Origin of the sequence: Vibrio sp. T3Y01 (assembly GCF_013114525.1) — a bacterium.
Classification (GTDB): Bacteria; Pseudomonadota; Gammaproteobacteria; order Enterobacterales; family Vibrionaceae; genus Vibrio; species Vibrio chagasii_B.
Genome location: NZ_VTXJ01000027.1, coordinates 59,923 through 76,416, shown reverse-complemented (window position 1 = coordinate 76,416; position 16,494 = coordinate 59,923). Strand labels below are relative to the sequence as shown.

At 42.8% G+C, this 16,494-nt stretch carries 14 protein-coding genes; 3 read left to right on the top strand and 11 right to left on the bottom strand.

Annotated elements, in window-relative coordinates; genetic code table 11:
* Positions 1 to 1,249 precede the first annotated feature (1,249 nt).
* On the top strand, positions 1,250 to 2,515 hold the full coding sequence (locus F0232_RS22130; protein ID WP_171750973.1) for a GGDEF domain-containing protein: 1,266 nt from the start codon (positions 1,250 to 1,252) through the stop codon (positions 2,513 to 2,515).
* A gap of 701 nt (positions 2,516 to 3,216) precedes the next feature.
* Here F0232_RS22130 and F0232_RS22125 read toward each other — a convergent pair.
* From F0232_RS22125 to F0232_RS22085, 9 genes are all read right to left on the bottom strand, one after another.
* On the bottom strand, positions 3,217 to 3,369 hold the full coding sequence (locus tag F0232_RS22125; RefSeq protein ID WP_008224757.1) for a YoaH family protein: 153 nt from the start codon (positions 3,367 to 3,369) through the stop codon (positions 3,217 to 3,219).
* 41 nt (positions 3,370 to 3,410) lie between these two features.
* A complete protein-coding gene (locus F0232_RS22120) occupies positions 3,411 to 4,559 on the bottom strand; it encodes a conjugal transfer protein TraF (protein ID WP_105058205.1) in 1,149 nt (382 codons plus the stop codon).
* Between the two features lie 50 nt (positions 4,560 to 4,609).
* The gene (locus tag F0232_RS22115; RefSeq protein ID WP_105058206.1) at positions 4,610 to 5,497 is read right to left on the bottom strand and encodes a DUF2861 family protein; all 888 of its coding nucleotides are present in this window, start codon (positions 5,495 to 5,497) and stop codon (positions 4,610 to 4,612) included.
* Complete coding sequence (gene vxrB, locus F0232_RS22110; protein WP_061030933.1) at positions 5,497 to 6,156, bottom strand: response regulator transcription factor VxrB; 660 nt, start codon at positions 6,154 to 6,156, stop codon at positions 5,497 to 5,499. Before vxrB ends, F0232_RS22115 begins: the two co-directional genes overlap by 1 nt.
* Positions 6,131 to 7,603, bottom strand: a complete 1,473-nt coding sequence (gene vxrA, locus F0232_RS22105) for a sensor histidine kinase VxrA (protein WP_061031335.1) — start codon at positions 7,601 to 7,603, stop codon at positions 6,131 to 6,133. Before vxrA ends, vxrB begins: the two co-directional genes overlap by 26 nt.
* A gap of 276 nt (positions 7,604 to 7,879) precedes the next feature.
* On the bottom strand, positions 7,880 to 9,277 hold the full coding sequence (gene pntB, locus F0232_RS22100; RefSeq protein ID WP_061030932.1) for a Re/Si-specific NAD(P)(+) transhydrogenase subunit beta: 1,398 nt from the start codon (positions 9,275 to 9,277) through the stop codon (positions 7,880 to 7,882).
* 10 nt (positions 9,278 to 9,287) lie between these two features.
* Positions 9,288 to 10,835, bottom strand: a complete 1,548-nt coding sequence (gene pntA / locus F0232_RS22095) for a Re/Si-specific NAD(P)(+) transhydrogenase subunit alpha (protein WP_061030931.1) — start codon at positions 10,833 to 10,835, stop codon at positions 9,288 to 9,290.
* Between the two features lie 391 nt (positions 10,836 to 11,226).
* The gene (locus F0232_RS22090) at positions 11,227 to 11,508 is read right to left on the bottom strand and encodes an HlyU family transcriptional regulator (protein WP_105058207.1); all 282 of its coding nucleotides are present in this window, start codon (positions 11,506 to 11,508) and stop codon (positions 11,227 to 11,229) included.
* Positions 11,509 to 11,547: 39 nt separating this feature from the next.
* Positions 11,548 to 11,916 (bottom strand): late competence development ComFB family protein, encoded by a 369-nt coding sequence (locus tag F0232_RS22085; protein ID WP_008224142.1) that lies wholly within the window; start codon positions 11,914 to 11,916, stop codon positions 11,548 to 11,550.
* Between the two features lie 395 nt (positions 11,917 to 12,311).
* Here F0232_RS22085 and F0232_RS22080 point away from each other — a divergent pair, with 395 nt between their 5' ends.
* Positions 12,312 to 13,553 (top strand): GGDEF domain-containing protein, encoded by a 1,242-nt coding sequence (locus tag F0232_RS22080; RefSeq protein ID WP_105058208.1) that lies wholly within the window; start codon positions 12,312 to 12,314, stop codon positions 13,551 to 13,553.
* Between the two features lie 95 nt (positions 13,554 to 13,648).
* On the opposite strand, the gene F0232_RS22075 is transcribed toward F0232_RS22080, so the two are convergent.
* A complete protein-coding gene (locus F0232_RS22075; protein ID WP_105058209.1) occupies positions 13,649 to 14,659 on the bottom strand; it encodes a Solitary outer membrane autotransporter beta-barrel domain in 1,011 nt (336 codons plus the stop codon).
* A gap of 81 nt (positions 14,660 to 14,740) precedes the next feature.
* Positions 14,741 to 15,709, bottom strand: coding sequence for a diguanylate cyclase (locus F0232_RS22070; RefSeq protein ID WP_171731495.1), 969 nt, complete (start codon positions 15,707 to 15,709; stop codon positions 14,741 to 14,743).
* A 131-nt stretch (positions 15,710 to 15,840) separates the two neighbouring features.
* Between F0232_RS22070 and F0232_RS22065 the strand changes: the two genes are divergently transcribed.
* Entirely contained in the window at positions 15,841 to 16,278 is a 438-nt protein-coding gene (locus F0232_RS22065; RefSeq protein WP_008224132.1) for a DUF3069 domain-containing protein, read from the top strand.
* Positions 16,279 to 16,494 lie beyond the last annotated feature (216 nt).

Sequence of the window (16,494 nt, the reverse complement as noted above, 5' to 3'; positions counted from 1 at the left end):
GGCCAGCAAGCTGACCTTTCTAATTGAGCATATCCCTCGCCCACGTTTGATTTCATTTAGGCTTTCAGCAAACCTCTCAACATAATTCATAACCATAATACGCAGTGATGTACGTTAAAATCTGGGAGACTTATTAGCCTATTCCTGGCAGATTTTACATACGCGCTGCTTAATTTCATTCGTTTAAGCACTTTTGAATTTGGATACACGTTAGCTCCATATAATTCACGCCATTTTCATTACGCCAGTAAAACAACCTTATAGGCTCTAAACCCAGCGCATCTGTTCGAGTCGCCTTTAACCCAATTTCTAATGTTAGAACCATTGCATTGCTTTGTTCACGAAAAAGAAATTCTCATCTGATGTTAACCACTGAATTTTTAAAACGTTCAATTCCTCCTAACTTACAACAATGGCAGAAGATTCCTGTGTGTAAACTTTGTAAGTTATCCTGCTGTCGTGCTTTCAGATTTCACATACGCGAATGCTTCAACCACATAACAAAATCTACGTACTTAATTTTATCCATTGTGATGCAATGCTTCCTGCGCTTGGTTGTTTCAAGCTTTAACAGCGGAGACGCCTATACAAAAGCTATCTACGAGCACATTTGAGTCTACAGGTTTGAGCACACTCTTTGGCAAACTGTGCTTCTTACTACCCGTGCCTATGAACCTGTGTAGACTTAAGATCTTAAACCTAGCCATTACCAAATCTCGTTTATCACTAGCTATTAGCTCTATGTTCAACGTGACCAGCGCTCAAATCTACAAAAATCGGGCTCCGATTATGTATAAGCGCCAACAATTCAGGTGTTTGTTTAGTGGTTATCTTCATACGTTCTACTTACTCACTAAAGTTACACACCTTAAAAGTGACAGTGCAACATTGTTGAATTAAAACTAATGAACAGTTTGTTGATGGCCCGCCACTTGGCGAGCTCATAAAGGACGTAGATTCGCTCTAATCACGACAAACAAATCCACTTAAAATTTAACTGCATATTTATACAGTTAAATTTATCTACCCGTAAAAACGGTACTTACTGACTAAATTACATTCAAAATCAATGCTCTGCGTTCAATTTTTAAACTTCATCTTGGTCTAATGGCGCAGTTTCCTGTATAACCGTCACTTCTAGAACAGTTTTAGAGGTAGCAATTCCAGCAATGCTAATACTCTAATCTTCGATTACGCCAACTCTAAGGCATTGCGTATTAGGTTCGAATCACGTGTACGGATTAACATCATGAGCGACAAAGCATTCCGCAAACTCAACATATTTCTCTCAATTTTTTGCCTAGCAATCACCCTATTGTCGCTACTCTCTTTTGATAAGATTATGAACAAGAGCTATGTCATTGAAGCAGACAAATACCCTACACGGGTTAACACAGATAGCATTCATAATGGCGACACAATTGGCTCATTACACAGTTCAAAAGATGGAATTGAGTTACAGTGTGACTTTAAGAGAACCTACAGCAAGCCATTCTGTGAAGTTGAATTCGTGCTATCTACAGAAGGCAAAGGGTTAGATCTCTCCACGTATGATTCGGTATCCATAAACATGGAATACGAAGGACAAGAGAACCCTAGGTTTCGCTTTTACATTCGCAACTACGACAAGGGTTACAGTGTTAAGGGCGATGCAATGTCGAATAAGTTCAATCGCTTAGACTTTTCGCTACCCGATGCAAGCCACATCGACTTGGACTACTTCAATGTCCCATTCTGGTGGATTGATCATTATAAACGCCCTGTTTCTGATAGCGCGGTAGACATCACGAACGCAGTTTCTGTTGAACTCGGTCTTGGTGCTAGCACGCTCGAAGGGCATCACTCAATTAAGATCTCTAGTATTGTCTTCCACGGTAAAATCATCAGCAAGGCTTTACTCGGTGAACTCTTAGTTGGGCTATGGGTAATATATGCCGTCTACTATGTCTGCTGTGCTCTACATATCGCTCGACGAAACAAAAGGCGCTTAGCACAGCAACAACGCCATCTAACCCAAGAGATTGAAGAGTTAAAGGTAAAGGCCACAACAGATCCGTTGACTGGCTGCAGAAACAGAACCGAAGCGCTAGATACCTTCTATGATTTCGAATGGTTAGCACAACAAGGAAAAATGATTCACGTCGCGTTGTTTGACTTAGACCATTTCAAGCAGATTAACGACCAGCATGGCCATGAAGTTGGTGATAAGGTTCTCATCCAATTTGTTACTACCGCAAATGAAACACTTGGCGAGCATTATTTGCTTTATCGCTGGGGTGGTGAGGAGTTTCTACTCGTTTGCCTAGAACAAACAACGCTACAGTGTCACGAATCAATCGATAACTTGTACCTTGCAATGGACACAAAGGTATGGCCGAACGCGCTGACTGTCACAGCTTCTACTGGTATCACACAGCTTAAGCAGAATGAGTCGATACGTTCTGCAATTAAACGTGCAGACAAAGCGCTGTATGAAGCAAAGAATAACGGACGAAACCAAGTCGTGACGTTTTGATTCCACCTCTTCGTTTTTCACCTGCGCGTCTCTAAGTACCTGTAAGATTGCGCCCAGCCAGCTAAGTCCCTTAATGCTCGCCGCTTTTGCATGGCAAGTCTTCGAATCTACCTGCTCACTCTAGTGGCTGTGAATCAACTTGTTTTAAGTTCAAGCCACACACTTAAATAAATCACTATCCACCTCAACACAAACCTTGTATTTTCCGCACTAAATCCCCCTCAGCTAATGCGTTCTGCTGCACTTGAAGTATGCGTATTTAAGCCTAAACAGCGATAGATGGACAGATCTGTCGCTGGGTATCTTAATATCGGTGCTTGTAACGAACACTCCCACACTCAAACCACAAAACCTTACTCATTAGGCTTACCCTAATCTATTCGCTAATTGAAGTCACAGCGTCACGATCGTTGAAAAAGCTCGAATATTGAACAACTTACGCCTAGTGACATAAATGCTGACACCAAAAGTGCCAGTTGTTTAACTTTCAGATCCTGTTGTAATTTAATTACAGTTAGGAACCCAAAAAAGCCCTTAAAGTTGATTACTCTGATGTAACTTACTGAATAAACTTAACTTAAGCGTTTTGGATAGGTCAAAACTGAGGACGAATAAAGTGTTGGTATGAACGAGAGAATATACTAGAGGGTAATATATTTAGTTATAGTGCATTAGATGGGTAAAAAAGAAGGGCCAATGCCCTACTCTTCTTTATTACTCATTTCTTCACGAATTTGCTCAGCAACGATTTTGATAGCTTGTGCTGTGCTGACACCTTGGGTCATCATTTCTTGAATTCGCTCAACAGCTTTCTGTTGCTCTTCGTGAGAAAGGGTTGGTAAGTCGTTTAGCATGCTCTGCTCCTTTGTTTAGGAGCAGAACTATATAAGGACTGTTAGTAACTAGCAAGGAAATTGATAGATGCACCCATTGCATTTTCGTTTGTGTAGTTAGCACTTAGATCTAACTGAAACAAATTAAGAGGCGACAAACCGATACCCGCTGTGATGGTCCCTTCTGAATCAGAGTAAGCGAGGTTCTTGTAGTACCCTGCCCTTAGCTGTATTTGACGCAATAGGTCAACTTCAGTACCGACACGAATCATCTGCTCATTGTCTTCAAACGAAGTAAACTTTTCAGTTTCATTCAAATCGTAATCGACACTTAACGAGAAGTAGTCAGACACGATACCAGCACCAACGGTATAAACTGGCTCAAGCTGATAAGCGTATTTACCACCAACTTGGTGAGTGGCACCACTTGTGCTGCTAGTTAACGTTCGGGTTGTATCTTTCGTCTCAATATCTCTTGAGAACAAGTTGGTCGCAGCAACACCTACTCGGAACGGTCCGAAGAACCAAAGCGCACCTGCATCCATGTTAAATGCAGTTTCACCATTGCTGTTTTCTCTTACGTCAGAGAGATCGTAATCATTAACCGATGCAATGTAGTTGTATGTGTAGATGCGTTGAATCTTAGGAGTAATACCAAAAGAGATGTGTTGGCCCATAAAGGTTTGGTATTTAGCAAGAGAAAGGCCAACTTCAGCTACACCAATTGAAACCGCTTCAACGGTAGACAACTCAACTTTGTCCGTATCGGAACCCGTTGTGTAAACATCAGGTGTCGCAAAAGATTCTGTGTAGGCTTTAGCAAATAGGTTTGCAGCAACAAATTGGTTAGGTAGCGCGAACGCCACAACACCACCAAGCTCTACGTTCGCCTGGTTACCATCAAGTTTGTTAAGAGCGGCATCTAAGTCTGCAGTATTTGAAGCGTCAATGACACTATCGATATTCGATTTCATATCGTTAGGATCATTATAATTACCACCAAAGCTAGGCGTAATCATACCCATATCATCATTGCGACGGTAAATGGCAACCAATGCTGGGTTATAGAATGGAGCGGTTAGGAAGTTTGCAGAAACAACACCAACACCACCCATTGCATCACCACGCGCTTCAATGGCGTAGTTTGCTGCTGAAATAGGAAGACTGGCGAATGCAATTGACGCTGCGAGTAGTTTAGTAGTTTTTTTCATGCCGTTTATCTTTGTTAGATCCCTTACATAGTTAACGGCACAATTTTAAATTACTTTAACTCTTCTTCGCTAGAAATATCATAAGTTTTACTGATAGTTTGTGCTTGTTCTATCGCTATGTCACCTTGCCAACGCGAATGCACCATAGAAACCGCCAGAACATAACGGTCATTGGGCAGATCTTCGCCTGTCAGATTCATCGGGTAATCCGATTCATAGCTCTTACCCCACACTTGTTCATAGTGCTCGTCGACATAATCGTACAAACCGATTTCTAGCTTAGGAAGCGGACAGTATGGGTTAAGCAGGTCTTTCTTATCTATTCGCCACGTATCTTTTGATGCCCAGCGTACTTGCTGACGCATGGCAACTTCACCCAAAATGATCCATGTGCTCCAAGAGTTACCCCCTTCGCCCTTCACGTTCAGGCGATACAAGCCAGAATCGAGCTGTGACGCTAAGTTATAGCGCTTGCGGTACAAACTGACCGAGGCGTTGTTAACCACTTCGCTTTCTTTCGTAAACTCGCTATCGGAAGAAACGACTTTATCTACCCACTTTTCGAAGGTGATGTTTTGGATTTCTTGTTCAGATTCGACATCAATTGAAACCCGAAATGTGTCTCGACCTGGGCTTTGGATGATGTGTCTCTTAACAACAACCGAGCTAATCCAGTCCGGTAGCGTTTTCTTAGTGAGGGTTTTACCACAATCTTTATTCAACGCTTGGTCGAACAGTTCATTGAGGTGCTCTTCTCGAGATTGAGAAACATTGATTTGCCAAACTTCCACTAGAGAATCAAACATCTGCGGTAGATCATTATCCAACAAATGTTTATGCACTTGAGTGAGAGCATCGCTGCTCTTAAACCAATCTGTGGCGTACGCGGTGTTAACCACGCTCGTCAATATTAATAGTGGAAGTAAGGCTTTTTTCATTACGCTTTCATCTTGTAGCCAACGCCACGTAGCGTTTCGATCTCTAGACCTGGCAGTTTCTGTCTTAACTGAAGAACGTGCGTGTCTACTGTACGTGTTGTTGGGAAGTGGTTGTAACCCCAAACGTGGTCAAGCAGTTCGTCGCGTGTAAATACACGGCCAAGATTGCTTGCCAAGAACAGCAGAAGATCAAACTCAGTACGTGTTAACGTGACTTCTTGCTCATTGAAAAACACTTCACGTGTTGCCTTGTCGATAACAAGGTTTTGAGCGATAACTTTTGACGCGTCTTGCTCTTCAGCATCTGGTAGGCGAAGTTGAGCACGGATACGAGCAAACAACTCTGCTTCTGCGAATGGCTTCGTTAGGTAGTCGTTAGCGCCTGAATCTAGGCCCGCTACTTTGTCTTTTACCGTAACCAGTGCAGTCAGCAAGATTACAGGAATATCTTTCTTTTTCTTCCAGCTTGGAAGTGAGTCTACTGAGTCACCATCAGGAAGTTGACGGTCTAGAATAACTAGATCCGCTTGTTCCCAATAGCCTTCAACTTCAGAGATCAGTTCAGCATGTAAACATTCATACCCAGCTTGCTCAAGGCTAACTAATAGGCCATCAGCTAAATTTTTATCATCTTCAACGAGAAGCAATGTCTGTTTCACAAGGTATCTCCAAAATAAATGTTGTCGGGGGGCCGATTAGCGTCATGTGACCGCCCATTTTTCCGACCATAGATTCTACTATCGTCAGACCTAAACCAAGTCCACTCTTACTAACGAATGGCTTTCTTAGTTGCCCCCAGTCTTTGCGGGACAAGTCTCCATTATCTATAACTTTGAATGTCAGCTTCTTGTCAGAAGTATTCAGTTCTAGTATCACTGGTGCGACACCGTATTTAACAGCGTTCCTGATCAGGTTATCGATACAGGTTCCTAACCAATATACGTTCACTTTTGCAGCGATATCTTGGTTGATGCGCAGTTCAATTCCCGGCGCAAAATCTTCTTCAACTTTGTACTCTAACCACTCTTGGACACTTGGCACCCACTCAGTCGCGAGTGGTTGGTTGTCCGACTGTAGGTAGTCTTTACTTGCTTCTGCTAGCTGCCTTAAACGACGCGTGTCTTCACACAGTCGACGGAACTCATCATATACCGATTCAGGTAAGTGTTCGAACTCACGTCTGAAGCCTTCAACGGTCAATGATAAGCTCGCAATCGGTGTTCTCAGTTCGTGCGTTAAGATCTGAAGAACCAACATACGACTCTTCAATTCCTGTTTCTTACTGTTCCAACGGTATATCGCCCAACCTAGCACAAGCATGATGTTGGCAATCACCAAGATGAACATTGCGACCTGAAGCAGTTCAGAGTGATCTTCAATTTCCCAACACACATTACCACGTTGGACGAAACAGCTCTTACCTTCTGAAGATAAGCTGAACGACAGCCCTGCTAACGTCGCGTTTTCATGCCAGTCAGACTCTTTGTATAGGTAATATCTGTCGCCCCGTTTGACCCACATTTCATCAAGTTCAACAAACATGCTTGCACCAGCCAGAAGCGCGGTAATGGCTTCATTGTCCATCTGCTGCAAACGAGATAGCAGTTCATCGTGTTCAGTATTTGGACGCTCTTGGATGTGCATAAAGCGTTTTAGCGCATCGAACTTTTCTGGGTATTTCTCAACGTAACGTGCTGCATAAGAGCCACCACCTGGGTGAATCAGACCGCTACGGCTAAACCAACGATCAGATAGCTTGGTCCCTTTACACATCGCACGTGTAAACACCAAAGGCTCCGTTATTAATGGGCTTAACGGCAACTTACCGCTACAGGTTTTTGATAACTGGTATAAGCGTTGAATATCTTTTAATGGGTACTCTGCTGTTTGCGGCAGCATTGAAGAAGGCGTGATCAAACGCGTCGGATAATCAGCCTGAAGCAATCGAATATCATAAGATTCGATTGCCGTTTCATGATCAAATAGTTTGGTGAAATTATCGATACGCTCAGGCAAAGAATCAGCAAACGCGTTTACTGATACTGATAACGTAGCGATAAGAAGAGTAAATGTTCTTTTGATGATCACAAACCAGCGCAAATTCATATAGATCAAACAAATATATACCATTCGCTTTCAAAGATAAATTTTAACCGCATGAAAAACAGCAAGAATGACGACTAACTGTCATTAAATTGACTTGATTGCGCTCAAAGCGAGCGGATGTACTAGTCTAACGCATTAGAGCTAAGCCATTTCATCGTCGCTATGGGAAGCAATTAGTGCGCTCATATTCTCTCGCATTCGCACTATTTCCCCCACTCTGTGGGCACAAAAAAGGAGCTCAATTGAGCTCCTTACTTTTGTTTCTAGAACCGACCTCTATAGGTGCTCTAGAATACCTAGACAGCTTTGTTTAGCATCGCCAAACAGCATCTGTGTATTGTCTTTAAAGAACAATGGGTTTTGTACGCCTGCGTAACCCGTGTTCATAGAACGCTTGAACACGATAACGTTTTGAGCGTTCCAAACTTCAAGCACTGGCATGCCAGCGATTGGGCTGTTTGGATCTTCCAGAGCTGCTGGGTTTACGGTGTCATTCGCACCAATAACCAATACAGTATCTGTCTCGTCAAAGTCATCATTGATCTCGTCCATTTCAAGAACGATATCGTAAGGGACTTTTGCTTCAGCAAGCAGTACATTCATGTGACCCGGTAACCTACCGGCTACTGGGTGGATACCAAAGCGAACGTTTACGCCTTGTGCACGCAACTTTTCAGTAATTTCATGCACTGGGTACTGAGCTTGAGCTACTGCCATGCCGTATCCAGGAGTGATGATTACTGACTTAGAGTTCTTAAGCATGTCAGCCACGTCTTCCGCTGAAGTTTCACGGTGTTCACCTTGATCTTCATCGCCTTCAGACACTTGTACTTCCTGACCGAAACCACCAGCAATAACACTAATGAACGAGCGGTTCATTGCTTTACACATGATGTAAGACAGAATCGCACCCGACGAACCAACCAGTGCACCAGTTACGATAAGCAGGTCGTTTGCAAGCATGAAACCTGCCGCCGCAGCAGCCCAACCAGAGTACGAGTTCAACATAGAAACAACCACTGGCATATCTGCACCGCCGATCGACGCCACTAAGTGGTAACCGAATGCGAACGCGATAAGTGTCATCACCATCAGTGCGAACATGCTGCCATCTGCTTTAACGAACATGATCATAAGTAGTGTTGAAACCACGATAGCCGCTAGGTTCCATTTGTGCTTGTGAGGAATGTTCAGTGCAGACGAAGAGATAACGCCGCGAAGCTTACCAAACGCAACAATCGAACCTGTGAACGTCACAGCACCGATAAATACGCCAAGGAACACTTCCACTAGGTGGATAACGTGCTCTGCATGAATATCAGCAGGGTTAAGTGACACAGCCGCCGGTGGATCGATGTAGCTGTTGTAACCCACAAGTACCGCTGCCATACCTACGAAGCTGTGCAGAATTGCCACCAGCTCTGGCATTTCAGTCATTTCTACTTTTCTTGCGTAGTGGATACCAATACCACCACCGATCACCATTGCAATGATGATCCACACAATACCTGCAGAGTGAGGGCCAAAGATCGTCGCGATCAACGCGATTGCCATACCCGTGATACCGTAATAGTTACCTGCACGTGCAGATTCCTGCTTCGATAATCCAGCCAAGCTCATAATAAAGAATACAGCAGCAACAATATAAGCTGCTTGTACTAATCCTTCAGACATCTGTTACTCCTTAGTCTTTACGGAACATTTCAAGCATACGTTTGGTCACGGTAAAGCCACCAAAGATATTGATACTTGCAATTAAAACGGCAATAAACGATAGGAAAGTCACGACGCCGCTTCCCTGTCCAATCTGTAATAGCGCACCCACCACAATGATCCCTGAAATCGCGTTCGTTACAGACATCAAAGGCGTATGAAGAGAATGGCTAACATTCCAAACTACGTAATAACCCACCACACAAGCGAGAACAAAAACGGTAAAGTGAGATAAGAACGCAGCAGGAGCCACCGAAGCTATCCAAGCGAATGCACCAACCGCGATTGCCATACCTGCCGCTTTTTTAACTGGAGAAGTAGGCTCTTCAACTTTTGGCTCAGGTTTCGTTGCTTTTGGCTTAGCCTGTTGAGGTTGAGCAGAAACTTGAATTGGTGGAGCTGGCCAAGTGACTTCGCCCTCTTTAACGACTGTGACACCACGAAGTACAACATCTTCAAAGTCGATATTGATGTTACCGTCTTTCTCTTTGCAAAGTAGTTTCAGTAAGTTCACTAGGTTAGTCGCGTACAGTTGGGAAGACTGAGTAGGTAGACGACCAACCATATCGGTGTAACCGACAACCTTCACACCATTCGCTGTTGTGATCACTTGATCCGCAACCGTGTATTCACAGTTACCACCATTTGCTGCCGCAAGGTCCACAATTACGCTACCTGGGCTCATGCTATCGACCATCTCTTTGGTGATAAGTTTAGGCGCAGGACGACCCGGAATTAGTGCTGTAGTAATAATGATATCAACGTCTTTTGCTTGAGCCGCGTAAAGCTCTTCCGCTTTCTTGTTGAACGCGTCAGACATCTCTTTTGCGTAGCCATCACCAGCGCCTGTATCTTCCTGAAAATCCACTTCCAAGAACTCAGCGCCCATCGACTCCACTTGCTCTTTAACTTCAGGACGAACATCGAATGAACGAACAATGGCACCTAAACTACCAGCTGCACCAATTGCCGCCAAGCCAGCAACACCCGCACCAGCAACCAGTACTTTCGCTGGTGGAACTTTACCTGCCGCTGTAATTTGACCCGTGAAGAATCGACCAAATTCATGCGCCGCTTCAACAACAGCACGATAACCCGCGATATTGGCCATAGAACTTAGTGCATCGAGCGCTTGAGCTCTTGAAATACGAGGCACAGAGTCCATTGCCATCACATTAATGTTACGGCTCGACAGCTGCTCCATTAATTCCGGGTTTTGAGCCGGCCAAATAAAGCTGACCAATGTTGCGCCATCTTTAAGTAGGTCGATTTCATTCTTAGTATCATCAACGATTGGAGCGTTAACTTTAAAGATAATATCGGATTTCCAAGCTTCATCTGCGCTTACAACTTTTGCACCAGCTTGTTCGTAAGCTGAATCTTCAAAACTTGCTAGCGCACCTGCTTGTGATTCAACACAAACTTCAAATCCTAACTTTAGAAGCTGTTCGACCGATTTCGGCGATGCAGCGACTCGCGTTTCACCAGCGAGCGTTTCTCTTGGTACACCTATCAACAAATTAGACTCCTTGTGTATCAATTTGTGATTATTATTCTTACCAAAGGCAAATTAAAGAGATCGTAAGCGCACTTGGCTACACCAATTTGCATAGCGATACTTTAACAATTGGTACAATGACTTATTCGTTTGTATCTAACGACAACTAATACTTCAAGCGTTTTGTTCAAAGAACAGGAAAAGTTATTACTTATAACGATTTGGATGGAATTTGAGCACTTAATTTAGATAAATGATGCCCCTCTCGAATAAAGAGGTCAAACCACTTGCCAATAATCCTTTTAATAACAACCGACTAGCTGCTCTTTGTCCCTAAAACTAAAAAGAGCTTTCAGCATATACACTGAAAGCTCTCTAAATTATGACTAGCATCAAATCTAACCCTAATTGGTTAGCTAAATATGCTATCGCCCATTTGGTCGATGAACATTTGCGACTTCTTGAGCATCAATTCGTTGGCGTCTTCTTTGTTTGAAACAACATCTGAACGAATAAAACGATGACTTTTAATCTCACCATCAATTTCTTTCTCGATACGCCCGGCAACACGGTATTGACCAGATTCAGCAATGGCATCTTGATAGATATTGAACCCTCTATATTCGACTGGCTCAATCTCTACTTTTTGTTCGGTTTTTTCTTTGCCACCAAATAATCTAGAAAAGAATCCCACGTTTTTTACTCCTTAAATGACGTTACTGATACTAACCTATCATGACTGTTTACGGTTCAACAATGGCTTTTCATACCATTGCAATTCTACGTCATCATCAAAATTGTGTTGACTGAAGATCACGGGCACATTGTCCTTACGATCGCGTCGTCTGTCGTCAATAATCATACTTTCTGCATTTTTGACCGCGATCTCACTATTCCTTTTGTACAGAACCAATTTATCTTCTGGTAAGGCCGAAAGGAAATCGATATCAAAGCGAATATAGATAGGTTTTAACTGACCTAATGCTAAACATGCGAGATCAGCCAACTGCTCGTTTGTATAACTAGACACGTATTCTTCGGTAGACAATACATGGCCCACCAGCGTCTCCATATAGTTATGTACATCCACACTAATTTGCATACTACACCTCCGTTTGTAGCTCTATGTAAGATCTAATCTTCAACCTTGTCTTAGACGTTATGCCAACCTGGTTGGTTTTGGCTGTTAAAGCATTATATCGGTCAATTTTAAAACAAATATTAAACCGTTTTAAAATCGAATATGCCCCTTAAGCATTAACCACATAGGTTTTGTTAAGTATCTATAACGACTAATAAATTTCTCATATATACTGTGTAGTTCGTTCTGTGGTTAATAGCAACCTGAATACATATAAAAGCGGTTGCACCAATAGCGACCTATGACTATGTTTTCACTCTCGTTTAAGCAAAATGCTTGGCAATCGCTTGTTTAACCGTATCCTACGTATAGTATTAATTAATAAGATCATCATTATAGTTAGGCTCACCATATAAATGGCATCTTCTTTTGTAACGTCGAGCATGTTTCGATTTTGCTTCCCTTTACTCCTTCTAGCAATTTTACTTGCAGGTATGAACAACGTCATTCTGGTGACGGATTCAAACTTAGGGTTTGCTAGCAACCTTCCGTATATTCTATTAAGCGTTGCGGTATTGCTATGCCATACATTCAGGCAAGGGCGCATGGCCATGGTGTCAGTGACCATGCTTGTCGCCTATCTTGTTATCCAAGTTCGTTTGCAAACCCCATTAAATACCGGAACGACACTATTAGAGCTCTCTCTACTCGCGGCATTAGTGCCTGTCACCTGCCTACTTGTGTACGCCTTCCCTGATACAGGCGTAAATTCTAAGTCGATGTTCTTGTATGCTCTGGTATTGGTGTTATTTGTGGTGTGGGCGCAACTTATCGTTTCTCATTTTCATGCCGGAGGTTTTGAATCATGGAGCGAAGGTATCCTCTTCACCGTCACAGACTTTTCTAAACTGCCCTTCGTTTTAGTCTTATATAGTCTGTGTTTATTGGGTTTAACAGCGATTTTAGTTCTGGTCTACAACCGTTCAATCGATGTGGTTGTGTATAGTGCGATCCTGCTGGCGTCGAGTACCTTTATCTTTTTCGATGTTCAGTACATATCGAGCACGATGTTTTCTTTGTCAGGCACTTTAATCATTGTTTATGTGATGTCTGCTAGCCACGATATGGCATTTAATGACCAACTGACAAACATTCCAGGGCGTCACGCCTTAGAAGTCGATATGAAGCATCTAGGGCGCAAGTATTCAATGGCGATGGTCGATATCGACCATTTTAAGAAGTTCAATGACACGTACGGGCACGACATTGGCGATGACGTGTTGAAATTAGTGGCGAGCATCTTAAAAGAGACGACAGGTGGCGCTCGAGCTTATCGTTATGGTGGAGAGGAATTCACGATCATCTTCAAAGGTAAACATACCGAGCAAGTCAAAGAACACCTGCAATCGCTCGTTTCACAAGTGCACGACTACGATATGACGATTCGTAACACAAAAGAGCGACCTGATGATCATGATGAAGGCATCAAAAAGCGTGGTAAAAATGGTCAAGCATCTGAAATTGTCAATGTGTCAGTGAGTATTGGATTGGCAGACAGTACAACCACCAAGCACCCTGAAGAAGTATTGAAGCTTGCCGATCAAGCATTGTACAAAGCCAAAAAGACGGGCCGAAACAAACTCTGTATTCATAGCTAAAAAAACAAAAGCCAAGCTCTATACGTGCTTGGCTATGATTCTTTGGTTAATTAGATATTTGGTGCTAAATGCAGTTCGCTTTAAACAGCAAGCAACTAGTCTTGGTTGAAGAACAGAACGAGGCTACCACCTTTTAAGCTACTCCCGTAGTTGATCGTAAAACCGATGCCTACATTATCAACCCATTCATTGAATAAGTTGGGGTTCAGCAACCAACCTACACTACCCTCATAATACGAGGTCGTCCCCATCGACTCCACGGTGTCCCCACCGATATCAATTCTTCTAATGCTCGAATACATCGATGTAATGTTTTTATCCCAACGCACGAGATCGTAGAAGATCTTAGCTTCGTTAGCGATATACCAACCTTCCGGGTTCCCTACATCACCGTTGTTAGCTTCTCCCCAACCAACACCATTAAAATAGTGCCAACTGGTACTCAGTTTGTATCTCCCCCAATGATTTTTATCTTCAAAAATCAGCTTAATTTTCGGCTCTATGATATATGCCCACGCATCTGTGTTGTAATAAAGTCCATCCAATTGGTCCTGAATAGGCTCAAGTAGTGACGAGCGGTATTCAAAGTCGTTGCGATAATAAGAGATATGATTACCAATACCTGAATGAAAGCTCCAGTACTCATTTAATTGAGAGACATTAGCAAACTCGACGTAACCAGAAACCACAGACTCTTTTTGATAATCGCTTTTTATCGTCGCTGCATATTCAACGTCGTTCTCGATACGCAATGCTGATAAGCGCAACGTTATCTCTTGATGGTTGCCTTCAATGTATTTGGGCAGCTCAAAGGTGTAAGGAAGACTGAGAGATGTAATGTTTTGACGGCGACTTACCGAATCATTCGAGCCAATATCTTCATTGTCTAAACTAAAAACTTCATTTGGATCGAAGTTATTAATACCAAAAGTAAAAACATCGGTATCGTTGAGTAATACACTGGTGGCAAAACGCTGCTCTAGCTCCTTGCGAAATGCGTCTGACAAAACGTTGGCTGAAACCGTAGGAGAGGTAATCAAACAAAGCGCAGGGACAATCAGTGTCCAACGCGAATTAGCCATAGAAAATGACTTTGATTGTGGCATGTCGTTTATCACTTAAAACACTTCCTAGTTCAAACGCTACTAGGATTATAAATTCAAATTACTAAAAGAGCTCAACAGCTATCATGTGTGCTCTAAAATGTTGCGCTGGATATAGGTGTTTCTACCGCTTTGTTTTGCTTGATAAAGCGCTTGGTCGACCTTCTCATAGATGGAGGCCAAAGACTCATCGCCATTAGGCACAAACGACAACACCCCTTGTGACGCTGTCACTCTGTCTGAAATCGTAGAATACTCATGTGCGTAGTTCATATCATAAAGCGCTTCTTTGATACGAATCGCCTGCTGTTCTGCAGCATCACTGTCGGTATCACTCAAGATAAGCACAAACTCTTCACCGCCATAACGGCCGACAAACTCTCCAGCTCTCACAAACAGTACCTTTAGGGTATTAGCAAGGCCTTGTAAGCACTTATCTCCTTGAATGTGCCCGTAATTATCGTTGTAAGGCTTAAAGAAGTCTACATCGAGTAGAATCACCGTCATGGATATATTACGTCTTCCGTGCCACGCAATGCTCTCTTCAAGCTTAGTATCCATATATCGACGGTTGTACAATTTGGTGAGGCCATCTTCATTGGCTTGCTGTTGCAGGAGGATGTTGAGCTCTTCTAACTTGGCGGTACTTTGCTTCAGCTCACGCCTCATGTAGGCGATGCGCTGCATGGCAATCAGTTTAGAATTGAGTACGACTTTATTTACCGGCTTGATCAAATAGTCGTCACCACCCGCATCAATGGCCTTAGCTATCATCTCAGGCTCTTCGTGACCGCTCAGAAAGATAATAGGTACCCATTCAGGGAATCGTTCACGGATCTCGTTCGCTACTTCGAAGCCATCCATTTCAGGCATACTAATATCAAGCAAGACGAGCTCTGGATCAAAACCAGAATAAACGTTCAGGGCTTCTTTACCGCTGCCGACAGCTTCAACAATATGACCTAATTGTTTTAGTCGAATAGCAAGTTGCATTCTGTCTAGCTGAACATCGTCAACCAGCAATATGCGCATCGAAGATCCCTTTTCTATCATCGCATCACCTTTATCGAGTGTTGAATATTCAAAGTAGCTCATTTTTGGGCTTAAATCATGCCCTAATCTCTATATTATATTGACTTTTTTACAGATCTTTTTAGCATTGTTTCTTTTTAAAGAGAAATACTATGTCAGACGCTACAAACACAGAGCAACAAGAAATCGATTTAACCACAATCTCTCCTGAACTTCGCCAAGTTATCGAATTTGATGAAGTGCCAAAAGAGATGCACTTTATGGTTACTTCTATTCATGAAGTGTCTGAAGAAGCAGTACGCGAAGCTTGGGACAGCCTGCCAGCAAGCGCACAAAATGTTTTGGACAACTTCGAACAGTTCCACGCTCTAATCACGGTTAGCCAAGCTTTCGCTGGTGTTAACGTGATGGAAGAGTTCCCTACTCTTAAACTTCCAGAAGGCATGACTGACGAAGAAAAAGAAGAGTACCGCGCTCAACTACTAGACCAAGTTCTACACAACTGTGTAAAAGACATGGTTAAACAAATCAAGAAAGCTCGTCGTGATGCTATCTTGAAGCGTGATTTTAAAGAAGTTTTCACTAAATAAGCCATTGCTCAACCTTAGATTAGGTTGAACGCAAACAGTGATACTGATGCTAAGCCGCCTGTTGCTTTAAACAAGCGGCTTTTTTATACCCACTGCTTTTTCTATTGGTCGCTTATCTGCGATTCATCAATACTTCACGCCGCTCTTGTGCTGTGCAAATAATATGACTTTGCACTCATACAGTGTGGCTCAAAACCGAAGTTTATACCGTATAAA

Excerpts from the sequence above, each read along its gene's own strand:
- F0232_RS22130 (WP_171750973.1), top strand. The coding sequence starts at position 1,250 with ATGAGCGACAAAGCATTCCGCAAACTCAACATATTTCTCTCAATTTTT.
- F0232_RS22125 (WP_008224757.1), bottom strand. The coding sequence starts at position 3,369 with ATGCTAAACGACTTACCAACCCTTTCTCACGAAGAGCAACAGAAAGCT.
- F0232_RS22120 (WP_105058205.1), bottom strand. The coding sequence starts at position 4,559 with ATGAAAAAAACTACTAAACTACTCGCAGCGTCAATTGCATTCGCCAGT.
- F0232_RS22115 (WP_105058206.1), bottom strand. The coding sequence starts at position 5,497 with ATGAAAAAAGCCTTACTTCCACTATTAATATTGACGAGCGTGGTTAAC.
- vxrA (WP_061031335.1), bottom strand. The coding sequence starts at position 7,603 with ATGAATTTGCGCTGGTTTGTGATCATCAAAAGAACATTTACTCTTCTT.
- pntB (WP_061030932.1), bottom strand. The coding sequence starts at position 9,277 with ATGTCTGAAGGATTAGTACAAGCAGCTTATATTGTTGCTGCTGTATTC.
- F0232_RS22085 (WP_008224142.1), bottom strand. The coding sequence starts at position 11,916 with ATGCAAATTAGTGTGGATGTACATAACTATATGGAGACGCTGGTGGGC.
- F0232_RS22080 (WP_105058208.1), top strand. The coding sequence starts at position 12,312 with ATGGCATCTTCTTTTGTAACGTCGAGCATGTTTCGATTTTGCTTCCCT.
- F0232_RS22075 (WP_105058209.1), bottom strand. The coding sequence starts at position 14,659 with ATGCCACAATCAAAGTCATTTTCTATGGCTAATTCGCGTTGGACACTG.
- F0232_RS22070 (WP_171731495.1), bottom strand. The coding sequence starts at position 15,709 with ATGATAGAAAAGGGATCTTCGATGCGCATATTGCTGGTTGACGATGTT.
- F0232_RS22065 (WP_008224132.1), top strand. The coding sequence starts at position 15,841 with ATGTCAGACGCTACAAACACAGAGCAACAAGAAATCGATTTAACCACA.